We start from the raw sequence: 22233 nt of genomic DNA on the forward strand, positions 1-22233 counted from the left end.
CTCCCCCGTGCACGGGGGAGGGTTGGGGTGGGGGCGCGGTACGCCGGCCGTCAGCCGGAATGACGATAGGCGTAGGCGGCCAATGCCAGTGCGGCGATCAGCCGCTTTACGATCATCGTGACGAAGTGATTGTTCGGCTCCCTCCCCTGTTCACGGGGGAGGGCTGGGGTGGGGGCGCGTTACGCCGGCCGTCAGCCGGAATGACGATAGGCGTAGGCGGCCAATCCCAGTGCGGCGATCAGCCCGGCCAGGATCAGAAAGCCATAACGCAGGCGAAACAGCAGCGGATGCCGGGGCAGGTCGCGTTCGGTCTGGCGTGTGTCGAGGATCCAGCCATGACCGCATTGTGGACAGGCCAGTTGATAGCGTTTGTTGTAGACGAAACCGAACAGCAGATCGAATTCGCCATAACTGTATTTCAGCTGTGGCACGAAATCGGTCTGCTGCTGGCAACGCGGGCAATCGCGTGGCTCGGCCGGGCCGATGGCGACGGTGCGCTCACCCTGGCCAATCATGAACATCATCGGCATCCTCCCGGTACCATTCCGTTGCGGTAAGTGTGGCTTAGCGGACTCTGGCATGCCAGCAGCCAGCAGCCAGCAGCCAGCAGCCAGCCGTCAGCGGCCCGGGGTTAGTCGACGCTGCGGGCGCGGAACACCACGCTGATCCGTGGTGGCTGCTCGCGGCGGGACTTGGGAATACCGTGCTCGTGGCTCAGTTGCGAAGCATGGCTCATCCGCAGCAGGCTGCCCGGTGCCAGATCCACGGCAATGGTGTCGTCGCGACCAGCCAGCCGGCCCCGCGCCTGGCGCCGGATCAACATGCGTCGTGGCGCGCCCAGTGACACCAGCGTAATCGGCTGGCCTGGCTGCAGGTTGTGCAGCTTGTCGTGATGCATCGCCACGCTGTCATCGCCGTCGCGATACAGGTTCATGCCGATCCGGTTGTAGGGCGCCGGCGCTTCGGCCTGCACCCGTTGCAGGATTTCGGCCAGGGGCAACTCCGTCGGCAGCGCATCGGTGGCGTAGTGGGCCAGCAGCCGCGGTACGTCGACGATGCGCTGGTACATCGGCCGCTGCAGGTGGGTCCATGCCGCGTGGGCATGCAATTGCTGGAACCAGCGCCGGGCCAGCTGTGCATCGACAAACCGCGGCCAGTAGCGCACGCCACCTTCGGCGTCATCGACCAGTTGCAGCACGCGCGGTGCGAACAGATCATCAGCGGCAGCGGAGAATGCGCGCACCGCGGCCCTCAATGGAAATCACGCGAGCTGGTCTGCAGGCCGCCGAGCAACGGACTCAGGTCCTGCAGGTGGCGGGCGATCAGATGCTGCACGCCGTCGACCTGTTCCCAGCGACCGCGCACCGACAGCAGTCGCGCGCCCAGCAATGCCTTGCGCTGGCGCATGGCCAGATCCGGCCAGACCACCACGTTGACCATGCCGTGCTCGTCTTCCAGGGTCACGAAGATGGTGCCGTTGGCGGTGCCCGGACGCTGGCGCTGGGTGACGATGCCAGCGGCGTGCGCGCTGTGTCCATGCGCCAGTGCCTGCAGCTGCCGTGAGTCCAGGATCCGCTCTTGCCGCAATCGATCGCGCAGCAATGACAACGGGTGCGTGCGCAGGGTCAAGCCGACCGCGCGGTAGTCGGACAGGATTTCCTCGCCCAGATCCGGCGCCGGCAGCTGGATTGGCTGTTCGTCGGGACTTCCGGGCAACAGTGGTCGTTGCCGTTCGATCCCGGCGACTGCCCAGCGTGCGGCATGGCGATGACCGGCCAGTGATTGCAGGGCACCGGCTTCGGTCAGCGCGTGGCGCGCTTTTTCATCAAGGCCGGCGCGCAGGCACAGGTCGTGGATGTCGCGGAATGGCTGTTGCCGGCGCGCAGCGACCAGTGCAGTGGCCATTGTTTCGGACAGCCCGCCGACCTGGCGCAGCCCCAACCGGATGGCGGCCTGTCCACTGTCATCGCCACGCCGGTCGTGGCCGCCTTCCAGGCTGTTGTCCCAGTCGCTGCAGGTCGCGTCCACCGGCAGGATCTCCAATCCCCGGCGGCCGCCCTTGCCGCGTCGCGCATCCTGCACGATCTGGCTTGGCGAATAGAAGCCCATCGGCTGCGAATTGAGCAGCGCGCAGGTGAAGGCCGCCGGTTCGTGGCGTTTCAGCCAGCAGCTGATGTAGACCAGCTTGGCGAAGGAAGCCGCATGGCTCTGCGGGAATCCATACGAGCCGAATCCCTTGATCTGTTCGAATACCTGATCGATGAATTCGGTTGAATAGTTCCTGGCTTCCATCAATTCGCGGATCCGCTGCCGATGCGGCTGCATGTCGCCGCCGCGCCCCCATGCGGCCATCGAACGGCGCAGGCCATCGGCTTCCTCCGGGCTGTAACCGGCATGGATCACCAGTTCCATCACCTGTTCCTGGAACAACGGAATGCCCAGCGTGCGGCCAAGGATCTGTTCGATCCCCGTCGAGGGATACACCACCGGCTCCTTGCCCTGGCGGCGACGCAGGTAGGGATGGACCATGCCGCCCTGGATCGGTCCGGGGCGCACGATCGCCACTTCCACCACCAGGTCGTAGAAATCCGCCGGTTTCAGGCGTGGCAACATGCTCATCTGCGCGCGTGATTCAATCTGGAACACACCCACCGTGTCAGCCGCCTGGATCAGATCGAACGTCGGCCGGTCGTCCATCGGCAGCCGCGCCAGGTCAATGCGGTAACCGCGATGCCGTTCGACCAGTTGCACCGCCTTGCGGATGCAGGTCAGCATCCCCAGGGCCAGGCAATCGACCTTCAGCAGGCGCATGGTTTCCAGATCGTCCTTGTCCCACTGGATGATGGTGCGTTCGGCCATTGCCGCGTTTTCGACCGGCACCACCGTGCTCAGCGCTGCATCGCTGATGACAAAACCACCGACGTGCTGCGACAGGTGACGCGGATGGCCGTGCAACTGCCCGGCCACCGCCAGCACCTGCTGGATCAGCGGGTTGTCCGGATCAAAACCGGCTTCGGACAGGCGTTGCGGCATCGGTGTCTCGCCATTGCCCCAGCCATGGCATTCGGCCAGCAGGGCAATCTGATCCGGCGGCAGGCCGAACGCCTTGGCGACATCGCGCACCGCGCTCTTGCCGCGGTAACGGATCACGGTGGCGGCCAGTGCCGCGCGCTGGCGGCCATACTTGGCGTAGACGTACTGCAGCACTTCCTCACGCCGCTCATGTTCGAAATCGACGTCGATGTCCGGTGGTTCGTTGCGCTCCCTGGACAGGAAGCGCGCCATCAGCAGTCGGCTTTCGGCCGGGTTGACCACGGTGATGCCCAGCGCGAAGCACACCGCCGAATTGGCCGATGATCCCCGACCCTGGCAGAGGATGCCCAGCGACCTGGCATGGCGGACGATGTCCTCGACGGTCAGGAAGAAGGCTTCGTATTGCAGCTCGGCAATCAGCGCCAGCTCGCTGTCGATCTGGGTAGCAATGGCCGCCGGAATGCCATCGGGCCAGCGCTCGCGGCAACCAGCCTCGGTCAGCTGCCGCAACCAGCTGCTGGGGGTGTGGCCAAGTGGCACCAGTTCGGCTGGATAGCGGTAGCGCACTTGATCGAGGTGGAAATCGCAGCGGCGCGCCAGTTGCACCGCGTTGTCGAGCAGGGCCTGGCCGCCGGCCACCGCAGCGTAGATGTTGCCAAGAGCCCGCCGCGTGCGCAGATGGTGCTCGCCATTGCGGAACAGGTAACGGCCACAATCGGACAGCGTGCGGCCATGGCGGATGGCGGTCATCGTGTCCTGCAACATGCGCCTGCGGCGCACGTCCATGTGCACGTCACCGCTGGCCAGCGCGGTCATCCGCAAGCGGGTGGCCAGCTGCAACAGTTGTTGCAGGCGCAGCGCATCATCCTGTTCGCGATGCAGCTCCACCGCGAGGAAGGCCCGTTCGCCGAACACGCTGGACAACCATTGGCCCTGGCTTTCATCGATGACCATGGCCGGCAGCCACAGCGCGAACAGGCCGCATGCCCGCGCATCGTCGCCGATCGCCTGCTGCAAGTCCTGCCGGCTCAAGCGGTACTGGCCCTTGCCGGCAGCGCGACGTGCGGTGGTGATGATTTCGCACAATCTGGTGTAGCCAGCATGATGCTGGACCAGCAGCACCAGCCGGGTGCCGCAGGTCAGGGTCAGTTCGCTGCCGACGATCAGCTTGAGGCCGGTCGCGCGCGAGGCTTCCAGTGCGCGCACGATGCCGGCCAGCGAACACTCGTCGGTGATCGCCAGCGCTTCATAGCCACAGGCCCGGGCACGCAGGAACAGGGCCTCGGCATCGGATGCGCCACGCAGGAATGAAAAATCCGACAGGCAATGCAGCTCGGCATAGGCCGGCAGATCGTCGCTGGCAGCGGCGAGGTCATCGTTGGCTGCCTGCAGGTGCATCCGCTGCGCTACCTCCCAGGCACGCGGTACCCGTGCCCCGGGATGATCGGGACGTTGCTGGTCACGGCTCACGCGAACCACCCGTGCAGCATCCAGCCGCTACGCTCGCCCGGCGCGGCGAATGCCCAGGCACGCTGGCCTTGTGATGTTTCCAGCAGGTAGTAATCACGACGCGCGTCGGCGCCGTCCCACCAGCCACTTTCCAGACGTTCGGGGCCGTGGACGATGCGCGGGCGCGGGTCACGCAAGGGAATCGGTTGCGGCAACAGCCAGCATGGCCGGGCTGGACGCGGCGGTGCATCGTCGATGGCCTGCTGATCGGTCTGCAGCCGTTGCCAGGCATGCTCCGGTCGCGGGTCGCCCGATGGCGCCACCCGGTACACCGACGCATCGCCCAGCCGTGCGCGCAGGCGTTCACGCAGTTGCGGCCACGGCAATGTCTGCTGCGCGCGCTGGTCGAACAGATCGCGGCTGGCCGGCACGAATGACGGCAGCTCTCGCGCCAGCAAGCGCAACGCCAGCACTGGCTGCGATATCCGCACCCGTTCCAGGCGGTTGCGGGTGAGCTCGAACAGCATCGCCGGATCGCGCTCGGCAGCCAGCAGGCCGACTTCGACATCGGTATGTGCGCCTTCGTGCTCCAGTCGCAGCAGGAAACGCTGCACGCCGCCATCGCGGATCGACAGGCAGGTGCACAGGTCGCCAATCAAACGCCGCAACGGGAACAGCAGCGTCATGTGGTTTTCCACTTCGTAACCCAGTTCGACCCTGGCATCGAAATGATCCGGCGGGGTGTAATACGCCAGCGGGTCATCGGCCTGGCCATACAGGCGGTCCAGATGCTCCAGCAAGGGCAGGCCGAAGCGCCGGCGCAGGCTGTCGCGTGGCAATCCGCGTAGCGCATGCAGATCGCAGATACCCATCTGTTGCAGGCGTTCGCCAGCGCCATCGGGCAGGCGGGCGCGGCGTACCGGCACCCGATCCAGCCAGTCGGCCATGGCACCGGGGTGTGGCAACGCCATGCCATCGCGCAATCCCGCCAGTACCTGGGCCGCACGCGCGGTCGGCGCCAGGCCGATGCGATGGCTGAAGCCCAGTGCGGTCAGTTCCTCGCGCAACTGGGCCTGCAGGCGCGGCCACGGCCCCAGCAGACGGAAGCTGGCGCGCACCTCCAGCACGATGCAGCCAGGCCACTGCGCACTGACCAGTGAACTGTGGCGATAGGCCCAGGCGGCCAGGAAGCGTTGCCAATGCGCCTGGGCCTGCGGGTCGTGTTCGACCAGGCGCAGCTCCGGCAACAAGGCGTGGGCGGCGGTCAGGCGCATGCCAGGACGCAGGCCGGCCTGTGCGGCTGTTGCATTGACCGCATGCAGACTGCGCAGTTGCGGCGCACCGGTGACCAGCGCCAACGGCGCCTGCGGATCAGGCAAACGGCGGAGGACGGCGTCCAGCGCCAGCTGCGGCAGCAATACACAGGCCCACAACATGCGCGTGCCTCACCCGGCTTCGATGACGAAACGTTGCGCGGGAGCGGGACCGCCGCGGCATTTGAGGATCTGCCAGGCCGGCGTGCCCGCCGCCGGCGCCGTGCGCAGCAGGCGCAGGGCCGCTGGCGAAGGATTGGCCGCATGGGCGTGGTCGCGGAACGCGAAACCCAGGCAATCGCCGCTGTCGGCGGCCACCTGCAGGCGCCGCAATGAAGGCGCGCTGGCCTGCTGCGGCCAGCCCAGTACCGCCGCGCAGGCGCCGCTGCGCAGGCACTGCTCAAACGCCCACAAGCCATCGCGGGGCGTGGCGTCGATGATCTGCAAATGGGCCAGATCGATGCCGGCGGCCTGCCAGGCCGGTGCATACGGCAGATAGGGCGGGGCAATCACCGCCACGGTCGCCGCGGTCTGGGTCAGCCGAGCCAGGGTCGGCATCAGCAGCGCCAGCTCACCGACGCCATCGGCCGGCAACAGCAGTTCGGTCAGTGCCCGCCGTGGCCATCCGCCCTGCGGCAGCAGCCGATCCAGTGGCGCATGACCGCTGGGCTCGCCGTCGTCGGCAACACTGGCCTGACGCCCGGCATGCCACAGGGTGCGGGCATCCAGCAGGGTCTGGATGGTGGCGACGCTGCCGATGTCAGCCACGTCGCACCAGCCCGCAGTAAACGCCTTCGATGGCGAAATCCTGGCCGGCTTCGACCACGATCGGCGCATAGGCCGGGTTGCGCGGCAGCAACCGGATCCGGCGCTGCTGGTATTGCAGGCGCTTGATGGTCAGTTCGCCATCAATGCGCGCGACCACGATCTGTCCGTCACGGGCGTCGGGGCTGCGATGCACGCCCACCAGATCACCATCGAGGATGCCGTCGTCGATCATCGAATCGCCTTCGACCTTGAGCAGGTAATCCGGTGCCGGCGAAAACAACCGCCGGTCCAGCCACAGCTGCTGGTCCAGGCCGATGTCGGCGCCAATCGGTTGGCCGGCGGCAACCCGTCCCAGCACCGGCAGCGGCAGCAGGTCGGCGCTGCCACCGGGCAGGCGCAGACCGCGTTTCTGGCCGGGGATGGCTTCCAGCAGGCCATCGGCAATCAGCGCTTGGACGTGTTTCTGCGCCGCATTGCGCGAGGAAAAGCTGAAGGCGGCGGCGATTTCGGCCAGGCTCGGGGCTCGTCCGGCAGTCAGCTCGCGGCGCAGGAAAGCCAGCACCGCGGCACGTTGGGGGGGCAGGGAAGGCAGCATGTCCATAGGTGTACATTTGTACACCATTCGGTCGCATCAGGCGAGATTTTCATTGCCCGTCCGCCGTTCAGGCAGTGGCCCGCTAGGACTGTTCCAACTCCAGCCGGGTCAGGTACAGGCGCAGATCGAATTCGAGCTGGTGGTAGTCGGGCGCCATGTGCGTGCACAGCTGGTAGAACGCCTTGTTGTGCTCGGCTTCCTTCAGATGGGCCAGTTCGTGGACGACGATCATCTGCAGGAATTCCGCCGGTGCGTCGCGGAAGACCGTGGCGATGCGGATCTCGCGACTGGCCTTGAGCTTGCCGCCATGGACCCGGGAAATGCTGGTGTGGGTGCCCAGCGCGTGCTTCATCACCTGCAGTTTGCTGTCGTAGACGACTTTGCCCAGCGGCACCGAACGGCGCAGGTGGCGATCCTTCAACGCCTGCACGTATTCATACAGCTGGTCATCGCTGCGCACCGCATGCGCCTGGCTGTAGCGGGCGCTCAGCACCTCGCCCAGGCGACCCTGTGCAATCAGTTCGCGGACTTTTGCCTGCAGCTGCGGCGGATAGCCGGCGAGGTATTTCAGCGGGTCCATCGGTGCGCGGGTGGTGGTCACGGCAGGTATCATGGACCGGAAACCATCGGCAAGAAACCGCGACATGGCAAAGGCCAACCCACTCCAGGAACAACTGCTCAAGGCCGGCCTGGTCAAGAAATCGAAACTGGCCGAAGTCACCCGCGAGCAGCACAAGGCCCGGCATGGCAAAGCGCCGGCGCCGTCCAGCGAAATCCAGCGGGAAGCCGAGCGCGCACGTGCTGAAAAAGCCGAGCGCGACCGTGTCCTGGCCGCGCAACACAAGGCCCAGGTCCGGATCGCCGAACTGCGTGCCCAGGCCCGGCAGATCATCGAAGACCGCAAGCTGCCACGTTCAGGCGATATCGAATACCGCTTCAGTAGCGGCGGTGCCATCCGCAGCCTGCTGGTCAATGAGGATCTACGCCGGCAACTGGCCTCCGGCGCGCTGGTCATCGTCAGCCTGGATGGGCGTCACGAGCTGTTGCCCCGGGTCGCCGCCGACAAGGTGCGAGAACGCGATGCCAGGCTGATCGTGCTTGATCACGGACGCGATGGTGAACGCCAACCGGCAGCGACCGATGCCGAAGATGATGCCTATTACGCGCAGTTCCAGGTGCCCGACGATTTGATCTGGTAAGCGTCGCCCACAACTGCGCGGGTTCTCCTTGCGTTGCGGGTGGTCATCGTCAGGCCGTTGAATCCGGTTTGCCGAAGGCTTCCTCGATGATGGCCAGTTGCTGGACCGCCTCGGCATGGCCCTCGGCGGCAGCCTGGCGCACTTGATCCAGGCTGGGGTGGGGAATGATCAGCAACAGGCTTTCGCAGCGGGGACAGGCAAAGTCGGTGACCTCTTCCTGCAGGTCCATGGCCATGTCGGCGGACGCACCCTGCCAACCGCAGGCACAGTCGATGACGCGCTGTCGCCAGTCCGGAGTGAAGTAGGGCTGGATCAGTCCGCTCATGTCATGGCTGCCGTTGCTGTTGCCACATCCACTGCCACAGCTGTGGGTCGGCGTAGGTGAGATCCCAGGAATTATGGTTGGCCTGCGGCCATTCGGTGTAGTGCACGTCGGCGCCGGCGGCCTGCATCGCCGCATACATCCGCTGCGATTGTTGTGGTGGCACCACGTCGTCCTTGCCACCGTGGAAAATCCAGGTCGGGATGTGCTTGAGCCCGGCCGCGGCGGCGGCAAACGGATCCGGCGAAGCGGCCACCGCATCGACCACCAGTGGCGTGTCCACGTTCGGTTGGGTGATGCCGCCACAGACCGGTGCCAGCGCAGCGAAACGTCGTGGCTGCATCAAGGCCATTTGCCAGGTGCCGTAGCCACCGCGTGACATGCCGGTCAGATAGGTACGTTGCGGATCGCCGTTGAACTCGCCAGTGGCGGCATCCAGCGTGTCGAACGCCATCTGCGCGATGTCGCCGTCCCACGACCGCTCCAATGGTGATTGCGGAAACACCACGATTGCCGGAAAGCTGTCGGCATGGCTGCGCAGATAAGGTCCCAGCCCGGCCTGCGTCTGCAGCGCGCCATCGCTGCCGCGCTCCCCGGAACCATGCAGGAACAACACTACCGGCGTCCTGCCATGTCGCAACGCGGCTGCCGGCACGAATACCTGGTAGCGATAGGACTTGCCGCCGGATTCAATCTGGCGTGACACGAACGTGCCGGATGATGTGTCGGGCATTGATTGGCAGCCTGCCAGCAGCGAGATCAATACCAGTATCGACAATCGTGGCGGGAAACGGAAAAGCGGTGACAGACAGCGTGGAATGCGCATGGCAATGAGTCGGCAACACGAACCAGACATGAGATAGGACACATGTTTCAGTGCTGCGTCAACAGCCAGCCGGCCACCATGGCCAGATTGAGCACGACCATGCTCCAGAACGCGCGCCGGTAGCTCGGCTTGAGTGTCTTGTGGCGCAACAGGCGTTGTGCGATCCACGCACCGGGCCAACCGCCGAGCAGTTCCAGCAGGTGCAGGTTGTTTTCCGCGATCCGCCAGCGTCCGGACTGCGCCGCATGCTTGTCCAGCGCATAGGCGATGTAGGTGATGACGGATACGGTGACGGCCCACATCCCGGCTTCCAATGGCAGCCGTTGTCGATGGATGGCCCAGGCCAGTCCACCTAATGCGGTGATCAGCACCATCCAGCCTGCCAGCGACCGGTCATGACCGCGCTGGTTGCCATTGCCGTGCTTTGAGCGCGGCCGATGGGTGGCTGACGGCGATGCCGCCCGCCTGACCTGGACAGCACGCCATTTCCCATCGGCCTGCGACTGTGCGCTGAACTTGACCAGCTCACCGGGCTCCGGTCGCCGCCCCTGTTGCTGATAGTCGCGGATGTGCAGGAAATAGCGTGGATGCGCTTGTTCAAGCGCGACGATGAAGCCGAAGCCACGCTGGTCATCCCATTCGACAATCCTGCCGAGTCTTTGCATATCGCGCACCGCTGGAATTTGAACAACGGCAGAGCCGGACATGGCCGACCCTGCCTTGCCACGGAAGGATCAATGCAACAGCAGCAGCGTGGCCAGGCCGAGGAAGGTGAAGAAGCCCATCACGTCGGTGACCGTGGTCAGGAAAATACTGCTGGCCAGGGCTGGATCGTAGCCGAAGCGCTTCAGGGTGACCGGCACCATGACCCCGGCCAGCGCGGCAAACAGCAGGTTGGCGGTCAAGGCGATGAAAATCACCGCCGACAAGCCCGCGCTGTGGAACCAGAAAAACACGATTACCGCGAGCAGTGCACCCAGTACCAGGCCGTTGAGCAGACCGACCCGCGCTTCCTTCCACAGCAGCGTCTTGACGTTGGCCGCACCGACCTGGCCCAGTGCCAGGCCGCGAATCATCAGTGCCAGTACCTGGGTACCGGCATTGCCGCCCATGCCGGCGACAATCGGCATCAACACCGCCAACGCCACCAGCTTGTCGATGGTGCCTTCGAACTGACCGACCACGCTGGCGGCCAGGAACGCGGTGCCGAGATTGATCGACAGCCAGATCAGGCGCCGGCGCATGGCGCGCCAGACCGGGCTGAACAGATCTTCTTCCTCGTCCAGACCGGCCGCGCCCAGGGCCTGGTGCTCGGCCTGCTCGCGGATGATGTCGACCACGTCATCGATGGTGATGCGGCCGAGCAGGATGTTGTTGTCATCGACCACCGGTGCCGAAATCCAGTCGTGATCGGAGAACTGGCGGGCCACTTCGTCATCGGACTCATCGACATCGATCGCCGGCTGCTCGTCATCGATCAGGCGATTGATCGGGGTGCTGTCCTCGTGGGTGACCAGCGAGGCCAGCGACACCCGGCCCAGGTACTGGTGACGACGACTGACCACGTACAGATGATCGGTATGTTCGGGCAGTTCGCCGCGCAGGCGCAGGAAGCGCAATACCACGTCGACGTTGACGTCGGCGCGCACGGTCACCACGTCAGGGTTCATCAGGCGACCGGCGGTGTCTTCCGGATACGACAGCACCTGCTCCAGCCGCTCGCGGTTGTCGCGGTCCATCGACTTCAGTACTTCGTCGATCACCGTCGCCGGCAGGTCCTCGACCAGATCGGCCAGATCGTCGATATCCAGATCTTCGACCGCGGCGATGATTTCGTCGGTGTCCATCGCCGCCAGCAGGCTTTCGCGGACTTCATCGCCGACGTGGACCAGCACTTCGCCGTCGTCCTCGGCATCGACCAGGCCCCATACCACCTCGCGCTTGCCCGGTGGCAACGATTCCAGCAGGTTGCCGATCTCCGCCGGCGCCAGCGTGTTGACCAGGCGCCGCACCGGCCCCAGGCGCCCGCTGTCGAGGGCGTCGGACAACAGACGCAGCTGACGGGACGTCTTGTCGTGGCGGACGGCTTCGGCCATGGAGTGCTCCGGTAGGGGCCAATCCGTTGGACCGAATTGACCAGGGCATCAGATGTTCATCGCGACATTATCGCCCGCCTTGACAAGGATGGACAGCGTTGTCGGAGGATGTGAGATGGCGCCGCGGCCGCGGCGCGCGTTTCAGGCGCTGTTGCGTTTCAGCCAGCGCTCGATGCCGCTGCGACTGCGTGCCTGCAGCAGCTTGCCGGCATTGTCGCGCAGTTGTTGCAGATGGCTGGCGCGGATGCAGCGGCGCACTTCCAGCAGGGTCGCCGGATGCAGGCTGAATTCGGTCAGCCCAAGCGCCAGCAGCAGCGGCACCAGCCGCGGGTCGCCGGCAATCTCGCCGCACACCGACACACTCTTGCCGTGTTCGGCCCCCAGCCTGATGACATGCGCCAGCAACCGCAGCACGCCCGGATGCAGCGGTGAATACAGCTCGCCGAGGGCTTCATTGTTGCGATCCGCCGCCAGCAGGTACTGCACCAGATCGTTGGTGCCGACCGAGACGAAATCGACCAGACCGATGAAACCGGCCATGCCGATTGCCGCCGCCGGTACTTCGATCATCGCCCCCAACGGCAACCGCTGCGCGACCGGATGGCCCTGCTCACGCAGCTGCGCGGCGACCTTCTTCAGGCAGCGGCGCACGGCGATGATCTCCTCGCGGCTGCTGACCATCGGCACCAGGATGCGGACCGGGCCGTAGTCCGATGCGCGCAGGATGGCGCGCAACTGGGTTTCGAACACCGGCGCGTGCGCCAGCGACAGGCGTACGCCACGCACGCCCAGCGCCGGGTTGCCCTCATGTGGCAGGGTCAGCCCACTGCGATCGACCTTGTCCGAGCCCAGATCGAGGGTGCGGATGGTGACCGGACGGCCGTTCATGCCGAGGATGACATCGCGATAGGTCTGGAACTGTTCCTCTTCGTCCGGTGGCTGGTTGCGCTGCAGGAACAGGAATTCGGTCCGGTACAGGCCCAGCCCGGCGGCACCCAGCACGTGCGCCCTGGCGACGTCGTCGAGCGATTCGGCATTGGCGTACAGGGCGATGTCGCTGCCATCGAGGGTGCGGCTGGGTTTGCTGCGCAGACGGCCGAGTTCGCGTTCTTCGCGTTCGGCCTCGCGCAGGCGCAGCTGGTAGGCGCGCAGGTCTGACGGGTCGGGATTGACGATGAGCGCGCCGCTGGCGCCATCCACGCTCAGCACATCGCCGTCGTTGATGCGTTGCAGGGCATGCGCCGCGCCGACCACCAGCGGCATGTGCAGGCTGCGGGCGAGGATGGCGCTGTGCGAGAGCGTGCTGCCGGCGGAGGTCACCACCGCCACTACGCCCTGCGATTGCAACTGCGCCAGTTCGGACGGGGCGACGTTGTCGGTGACCAGGATCTGGCCGGCCACGCCCTGGGTTTCGACCGCGCGCTGGTGCAGGTGCAGGTGGATGCGGCCAATGACGTGGTCCAGGTCATCCATGCGACTCTTGAGGTATGGATCGTCCATGCCCTCGAACACCGCCGCCAGGCGATCGCGCTGCAGGCGCAGGGCGTAGTCGGCGCTGTAGCGCCCGGCCTGGATCAGCTGGTCCAGGCCCTGCAGCAGTTCCGGGTCGTCCAGCAGCAGGGCATGCAGATCCAGGAACTCGCCGACTTCCTTGGCCAATGCCCCGTGCAGGCGCTGGCGTAGCGCATGCATCTCATCACGGGTGGCGGCGATCGCCGCGTGCAGGCGCTGCAGCTGCTCTGCAATCTGATCCTGGGTGATGTGCTGTTCGGCGACGTCCAGTACGTGCGGAAGCCGCAGGTGGGCACGGCCCAACGCGCTGCCGCGGGATGCACCATGGCCCGACAGCAGCAGCCGCATCAGCCGTCCTCGTCGAAACGCCGTTCGAACAGCTCGACGACGGCCTGCATCGCTTCCATCTCGTCATCACCGTCCATCCGCACCAGCACCGACGTACCCTGTCCGGCGGCCAGCAGCATCACGCCCATGATGCTTTTCGCATTGACCTCGCGTCCCTTGGCCGCCAGCGTGCAGCCGCAGCGGAACGGTGCCAGCGTCTGCACCAGCTTGGCCGTGGCCCGTGCATGCAGGCCCAGGCGGTTGGAAATGGTGAGTTCGCGTTCAAGCATCGTCGTGTATGACTCCATTGCGTGCGCCAGCGGCGGCGGTCGCGGGCAGTTCGTTCAATCCCTGTTCCGAATAGTTCATCACCCGCAACAGCATCGGCAGGCTCAGCGCGGACACCCGTCTGACCGGCGTGCCCAGCTGGGCTACCCGTGCGGCCAGGTTGCTGGGGCTGGCGCCGTACAGGTCGGTCAGCACCAGCACCCCCTCGCCATCATCGACGCGGCGCAGGGCAGCTGACGCCAACGGCAACAAACTGTCCAGATCCGCGTCGAACGGTACTTCCAGCGCTTCGGCTTTCAGCGGCAGGTTGCGCAGCAGTACGCCCGCCACCGACAGCATCGCCGTGCCGATCCCCGGATGAGTAATGAGAAGAATGCCACAGGCCATGGGCAAACGTTAGCAGAAGTGCGTGCAGGGAATTAAGCCGGCAGACCGGGACGGTCTATTCCAGCTCGCGATGATAGGTCGCCACCTCGTCCCAGCCCTGCTGCCGGGCATGGCCGGCGATGACCTCGGCCAGGTATACCGAACGGTGCTTGCCGCCGGTGCAGCCGAAGGCGATGGTCACGTAACTGCGGGTCTCGCCCTGCAGGCGCGGCAGCCAGGTGTCGAGGAAGCGGGTGACCTGGTCCACGTATTCGGCTACTTCCGGCTGCGAAGCCAGGTAGTCGCGAACCTTGCCGTCGCGGCCGGAATAGGGCCGCAGTTCGGGAATCCAGTGCGGATTGGGCAGCACCCGGGCGTCGAACACGAAATCGGCGTCGCCGGGCACGCCGCGCTTGTAGGCGAACGATTCGAACAGCAGCGACAATACGTTGCCGCGCTGGAATGCGAATTCCGAGATGATGCGCCGGCGCAACTGGTGCACGTTGAGCTTGCTGGTGTCGATGACTACGTCGGCCTCGGCCAGCAAGGGCGCGGTAATCCTGCGTTCGCTGAGGATTGATTCGTGCAGCTGCAGGCCCGAATGGGCCAGCGGGTGCCGGCGCCGGGTATCGGAGAAACGCCGCAGCAGCACCTCGTCATCGGCATCGAAGAAGATCAGCTTGCCGTCCAGCCCCAGTTGCGCCAGCGCGCTGCGCCACTGCGCCAGCTTGCTGAGGTCACTGTGGCGGTTGCGCACGTCGATGCCAACCGCGACCTTCTGCGGCAGCACATCGTCGCGCATCAGGCTGCGCACGAACGACGGCAGCAGCTCTACCGGCAGGTTGTCGACGCAGTAGTAGTCCAGATCCTCGAAGGTCTTCAGGGCGACCGACTTGCCGGAACCGGACAGCCCGCTGACGATGACCACCATGGGCGGACTGGCGGTGCTGCCGTCTTCTTCCAGTTCGTGCCGCGGATCCGTATTCATGGCCGGGTCCGTTCCAGCAGATTGGTATGGCGGGCGATGAACATCGCCGCCGGGTCGATGCCCTTGGTGCGCAGGATATGCAGCCGGGTCGCCGCTTCGGTCAACACCGACAGGTTGCGCCCCGGCATCACCGGCAGGGTGATCAGCGGCACATCCAGATCCAGTACGTGGCGGGTGCCGCTGTCACCGGTAAGACGTTCGTAGCCGTGCGGGGTGGGTTCGGTCATCGGCCGGGTCAGGTGGACGATCAGGCGCAGATACTTGTTCTTCTTGACCGCGGTATCGCCAAACATCTCGCGTACGTTGAGGACGCCCAGTCCGCGCACTTCCAGCAGGTCCTGCAGCAGTTCCGGGCAGGTGCCGTCGAGCACGTCCGGTGCGATCTGGGTGAACTCGGGCGCGTCGTCGGCGACCAGGCGGTGGCCGCGGGTCAGTAGTTCCAGCGCCAGCTCGCTCTTGCCCGAGCCGGCTTCGCCGGTGATCAGCACGCCGATGGAATAGATCTCCATGAACACACCGTGCAGGGTCACCCGTGGCGCCAGCGTGCGGGCCATGTGGTACGAAAGATGGTTGAGCAGCTCGTGGCCGCGCTTGGGCGATGACCACAGCGGCGTGTCGGTCTCATTGGCCGCTTCGCGCAGATCCTCGGGGCAGGGCTGGTTCTTGCTGATGACCAGCGCCAGCGGCCGGAACTGGATGATCTTCTGGATGGTCTCCCAGCGTTGCCGCGAGTCCAGAGTATCCAGCCAGGTCAGTTCCTCGGTCCCGAGAATCTGCACCTTGTTGGGATAGACCGCGTTGAGATAGCCGGCCAGCGACGGACGCCGTGACTGGGTGTCGCCGGCATCGACCACGCGATGATCGCCCTTCTGCCCGGCCAGCCAGCGCAGGACCAGTTTGTCTTTCTGTTGATCGAACAACTCGCGGGCAGTGATGCTGGTGTTCATGCAATACCGGAAAGGACAGAAGAAAAACACGCCGGTCGCGGCGTTCCCTATGTCCGCAGTGTAGTGTGCCGGCGCCGTCGACGCGACCGTCGCGGCCGCTCAATCGGTGATGGGTGCGCTGGCGCTCATTGCCATTGCCGGATGCCTGGGCGGGTCGCTTCCCGCACCTGTGTGCCGGTGGTCCCGGACCGAGCCGGGACCACGGGACTGCGCGTGCTGTTACTCAGCCGGGGATTTCGGCGGCGCGCACGCTGTCGCGCTGGATGGTGTTCTTCTTGTCCTTGTACTTCAGCAGGACGCGGTCGAGTTTGTCGGCCAGCACATCGATGGCGGCGTACATGGTCGGTGCGCTGGCATCGGCGTGCAGGGTGCGCCCAGCGACGGAGATATTGGCTTCGGCCAGATAGTCGGGTTTGCGCGTGCCGAGTTGCGCACGTACCTCGAAAGGTTGATCGAAGTGCCGCTCCAGCTTCTGCAGCTTGGTTTCGACGTATTCGCGCAATGCCGGGGTGACTTCGATTTCATGGCCGTAAGTCTCGATACGCATCATTTCATCTCCTTCGGTCGATGGGCCGCGGTCTGCGCCGCGGTGATTTTGTTGCCTGGGTTGGGACAACAAAAAAAGGCTCTGGGTTTCGGCGGCTCTCCTTCTGGTTCAGGCGGGGGTACGTCACGGCCACGCTTGCCGCGATTGCCAAGCATTCGGCGGCATCCGGGCTTGCTAGCAAGATGGCGCTTTCGCGGCGGGTAATCAAGTGTCCACTGCCGCTTTACGACGAGTGTTGCGGCGGCCTCATGTTCATGAGGCGGATGTTGGCCTGGCGATGCCCGCGCGCATACATCGCGCGAATTTGATGTAAAAAAAGCGTTGCAGGATTCCGCCCCTCGGCCGCGCCGTCTCAGTCCAGGCGCACGCGCTCGTGCGAGGACAGGATGTTGAGGGCTTCGCGGTATTTGGCGATGGTGCGGCGGGCGACCGCAATCCCGGCATCCTTCAGCAGCTCGGCCAGCTTGGCGTCGGACAGCGGCTTGCGCGGGTTTTCCTGTTCCACCAGTTGCTTGATCATCGACTGGATGGCGGTGCTGGAGGCGCCACCACCGCCCTGGGTTTCCACGCCCGAGGCGAAGAAGGCGCGCAGCGGCAGGGTGCCGCGCGGGGTGCGCACGTATTTGCGGGCGACCGCTCGCGAGACGGTGGACTCGTGCAAGCCGACCTCGGTGGCGACTTCGCGCAGGGTCAGCGGTCGCAGTGCGCGCTCGCCGAATTCGAGGAAGCCGGCCTGCTCGCGCAGCAGGCACTGGACCACCTTGAGCAGGGTCTCGCCACGTGCTTCCAGGCTTTTGAGCAGCCAGCGGGCCTCCTGCAGGTGACCACGCAGGTAGCCGGCATCGCTGTCGCCGCAGCGGCTGATCATGCTTTCGTAAGCGCGATGGATGGTGATGCGGGGGGTCGATGCGCGTGACAGGGCGACCCGCCAGACACCACGCTGGCGCCAGATCACGCAGTCAGGCACCACATAATTGTCATGGGCCAGCTCGCCAATCTGCGCGCCGGGTTTTGGGTCGAGTCCGCGCAGCAGCTGGATCGCGGTTTCCACCTCCGCCAGCGGCTGCTTGAGTTCGCTGGCCAGGCCGGCGGCGCCGCTCCGGGGCAGGCGTTCCAGCGCGGTGCCGGCAATCAGCAGGGCCAGCGCCTTGCCCGGTGTGTCATCGCTGAGTACGCCGAGCTGCAGTTGCAGGCATTCGCTGAGGCTGCGCGCGGCGACGCCGACCGGGTCGAAGCGCTGCAGTTGATGCAGCACCACCAGGACTTCGTCTTCGTCGGCCAGGATTTCCGGACGCAGGCTGTCGGCGATGTCCGACAGTGGCACCCGCAGATAGCCATCGTCTTCCATCGCATCGATCAGGGTGGCGCCAATCCGGCGGTCGCGTTCGCTCAGGTGCGACAGATGCAACTGCCACAGCAGGTGGTCATGCAGGTTGTCGACTTCGGCCATGCGCTCGGCGGCGCTGCCGTGTTCATCATCATCGAATGAGCCGCCGCTGCCACCGCTCCATTGACTGTCCTCGGGCATCCAGTCATCGGCGGGGCCGTCGCTGTCGCGCGGGTCAGCGTCATCGGCTGGTGACGGTTCGCCGGCGGCTTCCCCGGCTGGGCTGTTTTCGCCACTGGGACCGCCGGCCTCCGACTCATCCGCCCAGTCCAGCAACGGATTGGTCTCGACAGCTTCACTGAGCTCTGCTTCAAGCTCGGTGGTGGACATCTGCAGCAGGCGGATGGCCTGACGCAACTGCGGCGTCATGACCAGCTGTTGCCCCAACGATGTCTGCAGACGTGCTTTCATTTCAACCCAGCGCTCCCCGGAGCCTGTCGTGTGCGGTGAACCACCAGCGATGGCGGCGGCGACTCCGGATCACGCCGGCGTCGCCGGCCGGTGCCAAGATTGCCACCGGCGGCGTATCGGTGATGTATGTATTCCCCGGGGCGGTACCACGCAACCGGCAGCATCGTTGCCGGCCGCGGATCATTCCGCCGTGGACGGCGCACCCCGCATCGCGGAGGCGCCGGCGCACTTCACAGACGGAACGCTTCGCCCAGATAGACGCGGCGCACGTCGGGATTGGCCAGCAACGCGTCCGGCGCCCCCTGCGCCAGTACCGTCCCTTCGTTGAGGATATACGCACGGTCGCAGATTCCCAAGGTCTCGCGCACGTTGTGGTCGGTAATCAGCACGCCGATGCCACGATCCTTCAGGTGTTTGACGATGCGCTGGATCTCGCCGACCGAGATCGGATCGACCCCGGCGAAGGGCTCGTCGAGCAGCATCAGCCGTGGCTTGGCCGCCAGCGCCCGGGCGATCTCGCAGCGGCGGCGCTCGCCGCCGGACAGGCTGGCGCCCATCTGGTCGGCGACATGGGTGATCTGCAGTTCGTCCAGCAATGAGGCCAGTTCGCGCTCCTGGCCGGGGCCGTCGAGGTCTTCGCGCAGTTCCAGGACCAGCCGGATGTTGTCGGACACGCTGAGCTTGCGGAATACCGATGGCTCCTGCGGCAGGTAGCCGACCCCCAGCTTCGCCCGCCGGTACATCGGTTCGCTGGTGATGTCCTGGCCATCCAGTTCGATCTTGCCGGCATCGGCACTGACCAGGCCGACGATCATGTAGAAGCAGGTGGTCTTGCCGGCACCATTGGGGCCCAGCACGCCGACGACTTCGCCGGCATCCAGGGTCAGGCCGAAATCGGCCACTACCTTGCGCTGGCGATAGCTCTTGCGCAGTCCCTGGGCGATCAGCATCAGTTGCCCCCGGTCTTTTTGGGTTGGATGACGGTGCGCACGCGGCTGCCATCGCCGCCGCTCTGCATGTTGCCGGATTTCAGGTCATAGACCATTTTCTGGCCACTGTTGGAGCCTTTCGGTGACTTGACGGTGTAGTCGCCGATGAAGGTCACCACGTCGGCCAGCAGATCGTATTCAACCCGGTTGGCGACGGCGGTCATCGGGCTGCCGTCATCGAGCTGCTGTTTCATGGTCACTGGCGAGCCGGTGAAAATGGCCTGCGAGAGATCGCCGTTCTTGCGGATGATCTCGCCTTTGTCCGCCTTGATGTCCAGCGTGCCCTGCTTGAGCGCCACGTTGCCGCTGAGGACGGTGGAACCATCACCATCGACGACGCCGGACTGATGGTCCGACTCGATTTCCATCGCCTGGTTGCGGTCGCTGGACTTGGCCATTGCCAGTGCCGGCAGCAACATCAATATCAGCGCGGCCAGCAACAACGGGGCGTTAGCGGGAGTTCGGTTCATAACGTGTCCTTACCTGCGACTTGAGAGTGTATTGGCCGGTTTCTAGATTGGTCTCGAATCCGCGGCCGGTAAGCGTGGCACCGGGCTGCGACATGCGGACCACCTGGTCGGTCACCGCCAGGTTTTTTTGCGGAAAGATGTTCAGGCGCTGGGTTTCGAAGCTGGAAGGCCGCTCCATGGCGCTCGGGCTGACGCCCTTGACGTCTTTCAACAGGCGCAGCTCGTCGCCCTTGGCACTGACCCAGCCGGTCTGCGAAGTGACGTGCCAGTGCTGGCCTTCGGCATTCGGGACCAGGAACAGCGGGGTGGTGATGCGATAGGTTTCGTCAGCCGGTTCGCGGTGCATCTCCGGCGCGCGCAGACTGACCGATTCCTTGCCCTGTTTGTCCAGCGCAACCATCTCGAAATCGTACATGACGTAGTCGGAGCGATCGGTTTCAGCCAGCGTCGGTGCTTCCTTCTTGCGCTGATCCCAGGCCGACCAGGCACTGAAGATCGCCGCTGCCAGCAGCACCACGCCAATCAACGCACGCCAGTTCATGAGCGGCTCCCGTCAAAGAATTCCTCGACCCGGCCCTGCGCGGCCAGGATCAGGTCGCAGGCCTCGCGGACTGCTCCCTGGCCACCGTTGGCGGTGCTCTGCCAGTGCGCGGATTGTGCCGTCCACGGGTGCGCATCGGCCGGAGCCAGGGCAAGGCCAACCGCCCGCAATGAGGGCAGGTCGGCCAAGTCATCGCCCATGAACGCGACCTGAGACAGGGTCAATCCCTGTTCGGCGGCCAGCGCCTGCACCTGGCTGAGCTTGTCCTTGACCCCATCCATCACCGCTATGCCCAGTTCCTGTCCGCGCCGATGCGCGACCGGACTGTGGCGGGCGGTGATCAGCACGACGTCGATGCCGGCGCGGCGCAGCAGCACCATGCCCTGGCCATCATGGACGTGGAAGGCCTTGCTTTCGCACCCTTGCTCGTCAAGGTACAGGCGGCCGTCGGTCAGCGTGCCGTCGACATCCAGGCACAGCAGGCGGATGGCGGCCGCGCGTGCCTGCAGATCCGGCGAAAGTGAGGTAAACGGGAAGCGATTCATGAGGTACGGTTAGACCACGCGCGCGCGCAACAGGTCATGAATATTGAGCGCTCCCAGTGGACGATGATCGCCATCGACGACAATCAGGCCGCTGATTTTGTGGGTTTCCATCAGGCGGGCGGCTTCGACCGCCAGTTGATCGGCGTCGATGGTCTTGGGCTGCCGGGTCATCACCTCGCCGATGGTGGCCTGGCGGACATCCAGTGCCGGATTGTCCAGCGTGCGGCGTAGATCACCATCGGTGAACATCCCGACCAGGCGTCCATCGTCATCGACCACCGCGGTCATGCCCAGGCGCTTGTGGCTCATTTCCATCAGTGCCTGGCTGAGGCTGGCGCTGGCCGGTACCGATGGCACCTCGTCGCCGCTGTGCATCACGTCGGTGATATGCAGCAGCAGGCGCCGGCCGAGGCTGCCGGCCGGGTGCGAACGGGCGAAGTCGTCGGCGGTGAAACCGCGCGCATCCAGCAACGCCACCGCCAGCGCATCGCCCATCGCCAGCGAGGCGGTGGTGCTGCTGGTCGGCGCCAGATCCAGTGGACAGGCTTCGGCTGGCACACTGACATCCAGATGGATATCGGCTTCGCGGGCCAGGGTCGACTGCGGCTTGCCGGTCATCGCGATCACGGTATTGCCCTGGCGCTTGAGCACCGGCAACAACATCAGGACTTCGTCCGACTCGCCGGAATACGACAGCGCCAGCACCACATCGCTATCGGTGATCATGCCAAGGTCGCCGTGGCCAGCTTCGCCCGGATGCACGTAGAACGCCGGCGTGCCGGTCGAAGCCAGGGTCGCGGCAATCTTGCGCGCGATATGGCCGGACTTGCCCATCCCGGTCGCCACCACCCGGCCGCCACCGGCAAGGATGCGCTGGCAGGCGGCCGAGAAGCTGCCGTCCAGCCGCGCGGCCATTGCCTGCAGGGCTTGGGTCTCGATATCGATGACCCGCCGGCCGCTGGCTAGCAGGCTGTCGACATCGGGGGCAATCCGGAGTGTGGTCTGGGGCATGAGCAGCCGTGCCAAGGGTAGAATAGGCTGGCATTTTATTAGGAAAAGCCTGTTGGACGCTGAAACCATCCGTAATCTGATCGAAACCGGCCTGCCGGACAGCCAGGCCCAGGTGCAGGGCGAAGACGGGGTGCACTTCGAGGCCACCGTCATCTGCGCGGCATTTGCCGGCAAGCTGCCGCTGGCACGGCACCGCATGGTCTACGCCACACTGGGCGATCTGATGGGCGGGGCGATCCACGCGTTGGCCCTGAAAACCCTGACCCCGGACGAAGTCCGCTGAGCATCGCCTCGCGCAGCAGC

At 65.4% G+C, this 22233-nt stretch carries 25 protein-coding genes; 2 read left to right on the top strand and 23 right to left on the bottom strand.

Translation table 11 applies throughout. The features are described 5' to 3' along the window. Nucleotides 1-191 precede the first annotated feature (191 nt). The 7 genes from ABB29_RS14325 to ABB29_RS14355 form a co-directional block, all read right to left on the bottom strand. Complete coding sequence (locus ABB29_RS14325; protein ID WP_170185878.1) at nt 192-521, bottom strand: hypothetical protein; 330 nt, start codon at nt 519-521, stop codon at nt 192-194. A gap of 110 nt (nt 522-631) precedes the next feature. Then, nucleotides 632-1243, bottom strand: coding sequence for an alpha-ketoglutarate-dependent dioxygenase AlkB (locus ABB29_RS14330; RefSeq protein WP_083487952.1), 612 nt, complete (start codon nt 1241-1243; stop codon nt 632-634). A gap of 8 nt (nt 1244-1251) precedes the next feature. Then, complete coding sequence (locus ABB29_RS14335; RefSeq protein ID WP_083487954.1) at nt 1252-4431, bottom strand: error-prone DNA polymerase; 3180 nt, start codon at nt 4429-4431, stop codon at nt 1252-1254. Between the two features lie 68 nt (nt 4432-4499). Next, nucleotides 4500-5918: a Y-family DNA polymerase gene (locus tag ABB29_RS14340; RefSeq protein WP_057660261.1), complete on the bottom strand. Its 1419-nt coding sequence runs from the start codon at nt 5916-5918 to the stop codon at nt 4500-4502. A 9-nt stretch (nt 5919-5927) separates the two neighbouring features. Then, entirely contained in the window at nt 5928-6554 is a 627-nt protein-coding gene (imuA, locus tag ABB29_RS14345) for a translesion DNA synthesis-associated protein ImuA (protein WP_425414780.1), read from the bottom strand. A 1-nt stretch (nt 6555) separates the two neighbouring features. Then, nucleotides 6556-7155 (bottom strand): transcriptional repressor LexA, encoded by a 600-nt coding sequence (gene lexA, locus ABB29_RS14350; protein WP_057660527.1) that lies wholly within the window; start codon nt 7153-7155, stop codon nt 6556-6558. An 85-nt stretch (nt 7156-7240) separates the two neighbouring features. After that, nucleotides 7241-7738, bottom strand: coding sequence for a M48 family metallopeptidase (locus tag ABB29_RS14355; RefSeq protein WP_057660529.1), 498 nt, complete (start codon nt 7736-7738; stop codon nt 7241-7243). Nucleotides 7739-7802: 64 nt separating this feature from the next. Between ABB29_RS14355 and ABB29_RS14360 the strand changes: the two genes are divergently transcribed. Then, nucleotides 7803-8357, top strand: a complete 555-nt coding sequence (locus ABB29_RS14360) for a DUF2058 domain-containing protein (RefSeq protein WP_057660263.1) — start codon at nt 7803-7805, stop codon at nt 8355-8357. 49 nt (nt 8358-8406) lie between these two features. Here the strand turns inward: ABB29_RS14360 and ABB29_RS14365 are convergent, their stop codons facing one another. From ABB29_RS14365 to ABB29_RS14440, 16 genes are all read right to left on the bottom strand, one after another. Next, a complete protein-coding gene (locus tag ABB29_RS14365; protein ID WP_057660265.1) occupies nt 8407-8682 on the bottom strand; it encodes a hypothetical protein in 276 nt (91 codons plus the stop codon). A 1-nt stretch (nt 8683) separates the two neighbouring features. Then, nucleotides 8684-9505, bottom strand: a complete 822-nt coding sequence (locus ABB29_RS14370; RefSeq protein ID WP_057660268.1) for a carboxylesterase family protein — start codon at nt 9503-9505, stop codon at nt 8684-8686. Nucleotides 9506-9552: 47 nt separating this feature from the next. Continuing rightward, a complete protein-coding gene (locus ABB29_RS14375) occupies nt 9553-10170 on the bottom strand; it encodes a DUF1294 domain-containing protein (protein ID WP_057660269.1) in 618 nt (205 codons plus the stop codon). Nucleotides 10171-10239: 69 nt separating this feature from the next. Then, on the bottom strand, nt 10240-11601 hold the full coding sequence (gene mgtE, locus ABB29_RS14380) for a magnesium transporter (RefSeq protein ID WP_057660272.1): 1362 nt from the start codon (nt 11599-11601) through the stop codon (nt 10240-10242). A gap of 141 nt (nt 11602-11742) precedes the next feature. Next, nucleotides 11743-13461 (bottom strand): phosphoenolpyruvate--protein phosphotransferase, encoded by a 1719-nt coding sequence (ptsP, locus tag ABB29_RS14385; protein WP_057660274.1) that lies wholly within the window; start codon nt 13459-13461, stop codon nt 11743-11745. Then, entirely contained in the window at nt 13461-13730 is a 270-nt protein-coding gene (locus tag ABB29_RS14390) for an HPr family phosphocarrier protein (RefSeq protein WP_057660276.1), read from the bottom strand. The genes ptsP and ABB29_RS14390 overlap by 1 nt, the downstream gene beginning before the upstream one ends. Next, nucleotides 13723-14115: a PTS sugar transporter subunit IIA gene (locus ABB29_RS14395; protein ID WP_057660278.1), complete on the bottom strand. Its 393-nt coding sequence runs from the start codon at nt 14113-14115 to the stop codon at nt 13723-13725. Before ABB29_RS14395 ends, ABB29_RS14390 begins: the two co-directional genes overlap by 8 nt. A gap of 55 nt (nt 14116-14170) precedes the next feature. Continuing rightward, nucleotides 14171-15025 (bottom strand): RNase adapter RapZ, encoded by an 855-nt coding sequence (rapZ, locus tag ABB29_RS14400; RefSeq protein WP_157062684.1) that lies wholly within the window; start codon nt 15023-15025, stop codon nt 14171-14173. A 53-nt stretch (nt 15026-15078) separates the two neighbouring features. Beyond that, nucleotides 15079-16029, bottom strand: coding sequence for an HPr(Ser) kinase/phosphatase (hprK, locus tag ABB29_RS14405; RefSeq protein WP_057660282.1), 951 nt, complete (start codon nt 16027-16029; stop codon nt 15079-15081). 223 nt (nt 16030-16252) lie between these two features. Further along, a complete protein-coding gene (gene hpf, locus ABB29_RS14410; RefSeq protein ID WP_057660531.1) occupies nt 16253-16576 on the bottom strand; it encodes a ribosome hibernation-promoting factor, HPF/YfiA family in 324 nt (107 codons plus the stop codon). Nucleotides 16577-16928: 352 nt separating this feature from the next. After that, nucleotides 16929-18374: an RNA polymerase factor sigma-54 gene (locus ABB29_RS14415; RefSeq protein ID WP_057660284.1), complete on the bottom strand. Its 1446-nt coding sequence runs from the start codon at nt 18372-18374 to the stop codon at nt 16929-16931. A gap of 230 nt (nt 18375-18604) precedes the next feature. Then, a complete protein-coding gene (gene lptB, locus ABB29_RS14420) occupies nt 18605-19324 on the bottom strand; it encodes an LPS export ABC transporter ATP-binding protein (RefSeq protein WP_057660285.1) in 720 nt (239 codons plus the stop codon). Continuing rightward, nucleotides 19324-19833: a lipopolysaccharide transport periplasmic protein LptA gene (lptA, locus tag ABB29_RS14425; RefSeq protein WP_057660286.1), complete on the bottom strand. Its 510-nt coding sequence runs from the start codon at nt 19831-19833 to the stop codon at nt 19324-19326. Before lptA ends, lptB begins: the two co-directional genes overlap by 1 nt. Then, entirely contained in the window at nt 19814-20374 is a 561-nt protein-coding gene (lptC, locus tag ABB29_RS14430) for an LPS export ABC transporter periplasmic protein LptC (RefSeq protein WP_057660287.1), read from the bottom strand. The genes lptA and lptC overlap by 20 nt, the downstream gene beginning before the upstream one ends. Further along, on the bottom strand, nt 20371-20919 hold the full coding sequence (locus tag ABB29_RS14435) for a KdsC family phosphatase (RefSeq protein WP_057660289.1): 549 nt from the start codon (nt 20917-20919) through the stop codon (nt 20371-20373). The genes lptC and ABB29_RS14435 overlap by 4 nt, the downstream gene beginning before the upstream one ends. A 9-nt stretch (nt 20920-20928) precedes the next feature. After that, entirely contained in the window at nt 20929-21930 is a 1002-nt protein-coding gene (locus tag ABB29_RS14440) for a KpsF/GutQ family sugar-phosphate isomerase (protein ID WP_057660291.1), read from the bottom strand. A gap of 52 nt (nt 21931-21982) precedes the next feature. Here ABB29_RS14440 and ABB29_RS14445 point away from each other — a divergent pair, with 52 nt between their 5' ends. Further along, nucleotides 21983-22213: a BolA family protein gene (locus ABB29_RS14445; protein ID WP_057660293.1), complete on the top strand. Its 231-nt coding sequence runs from the start codon at nt 21983-21985 to the stop codon at nt 22211-22213. Nucleotides 22214-22233 lie beyond the last annotated feature (20 nt).

It is taken from the genome of Pseudoxanthomonas dokdonensis (assembly GCF_001431405.1).
In the GTDB taxonomy this organism is placed as follows: domain Bacteria; phylum Pseudomonadota; class Gammaproteobacteria; order Xanthomonadales; family Xanthomonadaceae; genus Pseudoxanthomonas_A; species Pseudoxanthomonas_A dokdonensis.

Bases quoted from the DNA above. Each gene is read 5' to 3' on its own strand.
- lptA (WP_057660286.1), bottom strand. From the start codon at position 19,833: ATGAACCGAACTCCCGCTAACGCCCCGTTGTTGCTGGCCGCGCTGATA.
- ABB29_RS14360 (WP_057660263.1), top strand. From the start codon at position 7,803: ATGGCAAAGGCCAACCCACTCCAGGAACAACTGCTCAAGGCCGGCCTG.
- ptsP (WP_057660274.1), bottom strand. From the start codon at position 13,461: ATGCGGCTGCTGCTGTCGGGCCATGGTGCATCCCGCGGCAGCGCGTTG.
- rapZ (WP_157062684.1), bottom strand. From the start codon at position 15,025: ATGGTGGTCATCGTCAGCGGGCTGTCCGGTTCCGGCAAGTCGGTCGCC.
- lptB (WP_057660285.1), bottom strand. From the start codon at position 19,324: ATGCTGATCGCCCAGGGACTGCGCAAGAGCTATCGCCAGCGCAAGGTA.
- hprK (WP_057660282.1), bottom strand. From the start codon at position 16,029: ATGAACACCAGCATCACTGCCCGCGAGTTGTTCGATCAACAGAAAGAC.
- ABB29_RS14355 (WP_057660529.1), bottom strand. From the start codon at position 7,738: ATGGACCCGCTGAAATACCTCGCCGGCTATCCGCCGCAGCTGCAGGCA.
- lptC (WP_057660287.1), bottom strand. From the start codon at position 20,374: ATGAACTGGCGTGCGTTGATTGGCGTGGTGCTGCTGGCAGCGGCGATC.
- ABB29_RS14375 (WP_057660269.1), bottom strand. From the start codon at position 10,170: ATGCAAAGACTCGGCAGGATTGTCGAATGGGATGACCAGCGTGGCTTC.
- ABB29_RS14365 (WP_057660265.1), bottom strand. From the start codon at position 8,682: ATGAGCGGACTGATCCAGCCCTACTTCACTCCGGACTGGCGACAGCGC.
- mgtE (WP_057660272.1), bottom strand. From the start codon at position 11,601: ATGGCCGAAGCCGTCCGCCACGACAAGACGTCCCGTCAGCTGCGTCTG.
- ABB29_RS14395 (WP_057660278.1), bottom strand. From the start codon at position 14,115: ATGGCCTGTGGCATTCTTCTCATTACTCATCCGGGGATCGGCACGGCG.
- ABB29_RS14435 (WP_057660289.1), bottom strand. From the start codon at position 20,919: ATGAATCGCTTCCCGTTTACCTCACTTTCGCCGGATCTGCAGGCACGC.
- ABB29_RS14440 (WP_057660291.1), bottom strand. From the start codon at position 21,930: ATGCCCCAGACCACACTCCGGATTGCCCCCGATGTCGACAGCCTGCTA.
- ABB29_RS14390 (WP_057660276.1), bottom strand. From the start codon at position 13,730: ATGCTTGAACGCGAACTCACCATTTCCAACCGCCTGGGCCTGCATGCA.
- ABB29_RS14370 (WP_057660268.1), bottom strand. From the start codon at position 9,505: ATGCGCATTCCACGCTGTCTGTCACCGCTTTTCCGTTTCCCGCCACGA.
- hpf (WP_057660531.1), bottom strand. From the start codon at position 16,576: ATGCGTATCGAGACTTACGGCCATGAAATCGAAGTCACCCCGGCATTG.
- ABB29_RS14340 (WP_057660261.1), bottom strand. From the start codon at position 5,918: ATGTTGTGGGCCTGTGTATTGCTGCCGCAGCTGGCGCTGGACGCCGTC.
- ABB29_RS14335 (WP_083487954.1), bottom strand. From the start codon at position 4,431: ATGCACCTGCAGGCAGCCAACGATGACCTCGCCGCTGCCAGCGACGAT.
- ABB29_RS14415 (WP_057660284.1), bottom strand. From the start codon at position 18,374: ATGAAAGCACGTCTGCAGACATCGTTGGGGCAACAGCTGGTCATGACG.
- ABB29_RS14325 (WP_170185878.1), bottom strand. From the start codon at position 521: ATGTTCATGATTGGCCAGGGTGAGCGCACCGTCGCCATCGGCCCGGCC.